This window comes from uncultured Bacteroides sp. (assembly GCF_910578895.1).
In the GTDB taxonomy this organism is placed as follows: Bacteria; Bacteroidota; Bacteroidia; order Bacteroidales; family Bacteroidaceae; genus Bacteroides.
The window spans coordinates 518-6,653 of record NZ_CAJTSC010000087.1 but is presented as its reverse complement, the minus strand read 5'-3'; the positions used below and the strand labels follow the sequence as shown (position 1 = coordinate 6,653).

Here is a 6,136-nt window from a genome sequence, read left to right as displayed (position 1 = left end):
AGGTGGAACTTTATTCCCAGCTTGCCGGGAACGCGTTCCCACCTGATTGGGAATATGTTCCCAACATGCAGGGAACACGTTCCCAATTAAGTGGGAACATCGTATGGGAAAGAAGCTGTCGGTAACAGGGCTGATTGGGCTAATAAGAGAGTTTTGACACCCTCTTTACCATGAATTCGGTATGAGGCCGGGTGAAACAGTTTCCGTAAACCTTCAAGGATGCGGTGTGCCGGCAGTATGGTTCTCTGCCGGATGTCCGGTCTATTCCCGTATTTCTCCTTTGTGTACTGACACTTTCACCAATGTCCGTTTGGAGTTGTGTGTGTCCGAAACCCATAGTATGGAGTCGTTTTGTGCGTAAATGCGGACGGGCTGGGAGAAAGCATATCCTTTTACGGTTTTCATCTGCTTGGTCCATTTGTTTTGCAGGCGGTCGTAGATATTGATGGTGTTGTTGTCGCCGGTGGCATACCAGCGTCCATCGCATAGAGCCAGGGTCTTGGGTTTGAATTCGAGCGACAGGGAAAGGTGGTCCATGTCGATAGAGGCATTGTCTGCCAGATCGTCATTGACCGCTTCCGGATTGAGTACGCGTATCTTTTTCCCCTCGTAGTCGGTGAGCAGGATGTGTCCTTCCGCATCCGGCTGCATGTAGTGGCTGGCGAAGCCGTTGTTGCCCGGACTGCCGTTGCCGGATGTCCGGCGGTAGCGGTTTACTTTTTGATAGTTTTCCGGCGTGGCGTCTTCTTCTTTATAGATGCTGACCGTTCCGGTCTTGTCACGTGCGAAAATCAGTCCGTTGTTTACCGTCATGGCCTGTGCCTGGAATACGGGACCGTTCCATTGTCCGTTGCCGATGCAGGTAAGGTAAGTGAGCTGCGGCAAGTGAAACACATGGATACGCGACTGGCGTTCGGCTACGTATAGACGGTTGCCTGCCGGGACGATGGCTTCTATCGGGCTTTCGAAGTCGAGTTCCTTGTCGCCGAACTGCCACGATTGCAGGGTGCCCAGAAGTTTGTTATCCTTTATGCTGTACGTCAGCAGGCTGTTGCCTGCCTGTCCGGTGTTTGCGATGAAAAGCGTGTCTCCCGAATGGGCAATGGTGTAGGGCGTGAAATCCTCGGGTGCCTGCATATCTAAAGATTGTGCATTGATGAGTTGTGACGCTTCGTACGAGTAATACCAGAAGCTATTATAATCGTTGCCGTCCTCTTCTTCCTTGTTTTCTTCGCCGAACGGAGGAATACCGAAGATTTCTTCTAAAGTTCCCTTGTCGCACTGGGCTGTCAGGATACCTGACAGTATTATTAGGATGCGGATGTATATTTTCATGTTGTATTTCTTGTTTTATGATGTTGTTTTCTATTTCAATTTATTCATGGGAATGGCGTAGACGCAGGCACCTTCTTTCGTCCGGTCTGTAATGAACAGCGTGTTTCGGCGGATGCAGAACTTTTCGGGTGCTTGCAGGGTGATATCTTCGATAACGGTGTAATCTTTGATGATATCTCCGGTATCGGGATTGACTTCGCAGAACTTTTCTGTGCCGTTGGAACTTACAAACAGGCGTCCCTGATAGAAGTCGAGCGCATACGGGGTGTTTTTGCAAGCGATTTGCCGGATACGTTTCGGTGCAGTTCCTTCGCGCATGTCATCGGGTTTGAAAACATCGATACGCTTGTTCGGGTGAGTGGTGTAGAGCAGCCCGCTGCGGTCGTCTACGGCTATTCCGTAAGTGCCGTTTGTTTCACCCAAATTCTCGGAACGTGCATAGATGAGCGGAAGGGTACCGGGTTGTATGAGCCGTTCTTCCACAAAATTCATGTAACGCTTGTCGTGGATGATGATGATTCCTTTGTAGAGTGATACATCAAAAGCGTGTATGGTTTGTGTGGGACCAGTTCCCCAGTTGCCGTTTCCGATGCAGGTGATGAACGGATGTCCTTTGGTCCGGGCATCGAAGATTTCCGTACGACTGCCTTCGTGGGTGACGTAAATTTTCCCGTTGGCGCGGAATACACCGTTGGGCTGTCTGCTGAATGTATTGGTTTCGTTGTTTTCTGTCCATTCCATGATACTTTCCAAATGTGTTTTTTGGTCATTGGCAATACTGAAGATTTCCAGGCTGAAGTGGCCGGCAGCATCGTTTACCACATACATCGTATCTCCGTACACATAGACATCTTTGGGGCGGAAGGTGGTTGCAGTGGCATTCGGCACATCGCTTGCATCCAGTTTCAGTGAGACCGGACTGCCTTCGTTTCCGCCCGGGTCTGTTTCTCCACGCCATGGGGATAGCCCGCCGTCGATAGCATCAAGCTCCGCTCCTTCGATGACATATTTCGATGCACGGTAGTAGTTGGTATGGTCGTATCTGTTTGTGTTCTTGCGGGTGTGCATGAAGCGGCGCGAGTAGACGGGCAGGTCTTTGTCCAGCGACATGTCACGATAAACGTTGGCACAGAGGGTAATCCAGCCCGGACCGGTAATCTCGTACGACATGTTTCCCGTATGTACGTAGCCGAGATTGTGTCCGAACTCATGGAAAACGGTATGAGTCTCAAAACTGTCGTCTACATAATGTTCCAGAAAACACCACTCGTTCAGGCAGTACATTTCGGTACCGCCTTGTCCCACACCGTTCACGCCCGAACAGTGTCCGAAACTGAGTCCTCTGTAAGCGATTACTTTTTTCAGCAGGGCGTCTTTGTCGATCTCGGTCTTGTTGTTGTCGCTGTGTAGCGGACCGAATTCATGCAGTGCTTTTTCGAACCGTTCCGAAGAGTACATGTAACTCATGTTCAATGCCAACGCCACGGCTTCCCGTGCGTGTGGTGCCAACAGTTTGTATTTGTAGTATTGAGGGTTCCAGTGATAGCCCGAATAATCACTGAACGAGATACGCCAGGTACAGCGTATGGCTTGCAGTTTCTTGTAATAAGGGTCTTGGCATTCCACCTTGAGTGTGATGTTTTCCGCTGTCAGGTATGGATTTTGCATGATTTTAATCTTTTTTCCCGTGCGGGTATACGCCGTCAAATCCTGGGTGGCAAACGGAATTTGTATCTTGAGTTGCTGAAACGGCATGACTTTCTCCAGTTCGATGAATTTGAAATCTTCTTCGTACCCTTCTATTGTTGCCCAAACGGTTACGTTGGATATTTCGCGCGGGCTATAGAAGCGGAGCAGGAAGCATTGTTCGTCGTCCAATGAAATCTGTAACGGTTGGTTTACATAAAAACTGCGTTGGCTTTTGTCGAAGTAAACCTCGGGCGGTTCGTCATCATTAAGCAGATAGTAAGTATTGTCCGAAGTATAATCCGTTTCTGTCAGTTTGATAGGTAAACTTTGAATGTCGCCGCCTTCTCCGGAAGACGGGAGTTCGTCTTCTTTGCAGCCTGTCAGCAGCAAAAGGATGTTTGCCAGGATAAACAGGCTGGTGGAAAATAAGTTTTTCATCATCTGTTCTTATTTAAATAGTATTTGAAAAATAATCATTCTTTTGAAAAAGGTCGCAAAAATAGCTATTTGGAGATAGATAAGCAAAGGTGTCGTGTCTCTTTTTAAGGATGGTGGCGGAGGCATTGAATGCTTTGTTCCGGTACGGATTATGCCGGAAATTCGTTAATTGCCGGTCGGGTTCTTTGAAAAAGAAAGGAGAAACCTTAAGCAATTAAACATTTCCCGGTCTGTCTTGTTAATGGTAGTAATAGTGATAGTGTATCAGGTTTGGATATAACTGCTCTTTTAAAACGAATAATTAACAAGAAAAAACCTTGACGTATGAAAAAGTTTATACTAATGACAATGGCTGCAACCCTCATGGCGGGTTGCAGTAATGATGAGGAGAATGGATGTATTTCTCCTCCAAGTGAAGATCCCGTAGAAATCAAAGTGAGTGCAGGGGTATCGGGTATCCAGACAAAAGCTCCGGTCAATACCGGTCAATCTGTGACTGCCAATTTCGTGGCTTCCGTAAACGGTGGTGACTATAGTGCCGCCTTGTGGAATGCGACCGGCACCTTTACCGCTTCGAGTACTGCTTCCGCCGCCTTCTCGCTTAGTCCCGCGCAATATTATCCTGTTGACGGCAGTACGATCCATATCAAAGGATACTATCCTCAGGGGACATTATCCGGTAATACGGTCACGTTCTCGGAAACGGACGGTTCCAATGACGTGATGATTTCGGGCGAAGCCAGTGGAAACAAGACGACAAGCGGAGCGTTGGCTTTCACCTTCAACCATCTGCTCACCCAGTTGCAATTCACCTTTAAAGCTGGTGCAGGGTTTCCCGCTACCGGGAGAACCGTAACCAGCATTACCCTCAAAAACCAGCAAACTCCTGCTTCGCTCAATATCAAAGACGGTACTGTCTCCTACAATCCGGTAGGCGATGGCATCACCCTCACGGGTACGTATGCTATCAGTGCCGACCCGGGCACTACGGCAACGGTCTATCCGATGGTAAAGAGCGGCGCCACAAGCGTGGTGATGGATATCGTAGCGGGTGGTGTGACTTATCCTAACGTGACGGTAAGCCTAAATACGGAAACCGGAAAGGCTCACAATATTATACTGACCTTTACTCCCAAAGGAATTACGGCTTCTGCGATTATCACACCGTGGATTACCGGAGGAACGGGATCGTCTGTTGTACAGTAATTTTTCCAGTAATGCAAATTCCGCAGATGAAGTTTTCTATCCGGACACTCATAGTGATAGTACCACTATTATCCGCAAGTTGCAGCAATGATATGGACGAGGTGTTTTTCAATAGTGAAGAACACTCCGTTCCAATCCACCTTACCATTGTGGAAGACAGCCCTCATACGCGGTCGATTGTCAACAGCATCAACGATATTAGTGTTGGTTCTTTGGGAATTTATGAAGTGGCGGAAAGCACTACTGCCGGTATGTTTCCTTGGACAACTTCCCCGCTGCTGAACAATGCGGCTCCTACCGGCATAAATGGAAATGAACTCGCTTTCTCATCACCGTTATACTATCCGGCAGGAGGACGTAAGGTTATCTTTTACGGTTATTATCCGCGTACCACAGCTACGAATGGAACCAACTATGTCACTTCTCCCGGAAATGGAATAGCCCCTGTTTTCAACTTTACCCTTACGGGACAGGAAGACATCATGCACGGTGCCAGCCCAACAGGCGGAAGCTACTCTCCCGGAACGACCATACCGATTACTTTCAAGCACAAGCTGACGCAAATACAGCTTAATGTCTCAGCTTTGGGTACTTTGCTTTCAAGTATCAAAATTCTGAATGTGAGAAATACCGGTTCCATGAATTTGGAAACAGGTGTGATTAATTATGGCAACAATACAGTGGACATCACTCTCGACAAAGCCAGCTTGACAACCACTGCTCCGGTGATGGTGCCTGCCGATGTCTCTAACTATTTAGTGGAGGTCGGTTTTATAGGACAACTTCTTCCCCGCAAGTATTTGATAAAACCGACATCCGGCAAATTCTTGGAAGGGGTAATCTATACGATAACGATGTGAGAATGGTTTAAGGTTTTTTGAAATGGCATCCGATATCAATTATTCGGTTACTTTCATGTACAAGCATATTCTTGGGCTTTTGGAGTATTCTTTATAATAGAAGAGTGTTTTTCTATAAAATTGATAGTCTGAAGCTTTTAGTTTACTTTGTTATATAATATAATGTATAATAAAGTGTGCATAAGAAGAATCGGATAATCCGTTTCGATTGGGCGATGAAACGTCTGTTCAGTAACAAAGAGAGAAATAAAAAACATAGAAGTTGCTTGTTATTTAAAATCATCCGGACCTCAATGGAGTTAGTCATTAAAGTGACTGGGTTGATCGAAAAAGAGATTGAAGAATTATAAACAGTTTCTTTCAATATTTTAGTGAGAAGGAACAGTACACAACGTTGTATTGTTCCTCTTTCTATTTATAAAGCAAGTTAAATGGATATGAAAGAATATGGGAGAGAGATATCAAAAAAAACTCCTTGAATTTCAAAAAAATCCAAGGAGTTACGTAATTGTTTTTATGATTTAGTGGAGCGTATGAGACTCGAACTCATCACCTCGACACTGCCAGTGTCGCGCTCTAGCCAGATGAGCTAACGCCCCGTTTTATAC

General features: G+C 46.5%; 4 protein-coding genes and 1 tRNA gene. 2 read left to right on the top strand and 3 right to left on the bottom strand.

The window, feature by feature from the left end; all coding sequences use genetic code 11:
- Window positions 1-261: 261 nt before the first annotated feature.
- Window positions 262-1,335, bottom strand: coding sequence for a quinoprotein amine dehydrogenase (locus QZ327_RS13835; RefSeq protein ID WP_294620246.1), 1,074 nt, complete (start codon window positions 1,333-1,335; stop codon window positions 262-264).
- A gap of 30 nt (window positions 1,336-1,365) precedes the next feature.
- The gene (locus QZ327_RS13830) at window positions 1,366-3,462 is read right to left on the bottom strand and encodes a hypothetical protein (RefSeq protein WP_294620244.1); all 2,097 of its coding nucleotides are present in this window, start codon (window positions 3,460-3,462) and stop codon (window positions 1,366-1,368) included.
- A 324-nt stretch (window positions 3,463-3,786) separates the two neighbouring features.
- Between QZ327_RS13830 and QZ327_RS13825 the strand changes: the two genes are divergently transcribed.
- Together QZ327_RS13825 and QZ327_RS13820 are read left to right on the top strand one after the other, a co-directional pair.
- Window positions 3,787-4,668, top strand: a complete 882-nt coding sequence (locus QZ327_RS13825) for a fimbrillin family protein (protein ID WP_294620242.1) — start codon at window positions 3,787-3,789, stop codon at window positions 4,666-4,668.
- A 26-nt stretch (window positions 4,669-4,694) separates the two neighbouring features.
- On the top strand, window positions 4,695-5,528 hold the full coding sequence (locus tag QZ327_RS13820) for a fimbrillin family protein (RefSeq protein ID WP_294620240.1): 834 nt from the start codon (window positions 4,695-4,697) through the stop codon (window positions 5,526-5,528).
- Between the two features lie 525 nt (window positions 5,529-6,053).
- On the opposite strand, the gene QZ327_RS13815 is transcribed toward QZ327_RS13820, so the two are convergent.
- Window positions 6,054-6,127: transfer RNA gene (locus QZ327_RS13815), tRNA-Ala, on the bottom strand.
- Between the last annotated feature and the right edge of the window lie 9 nt (window positions 6,128-6,136).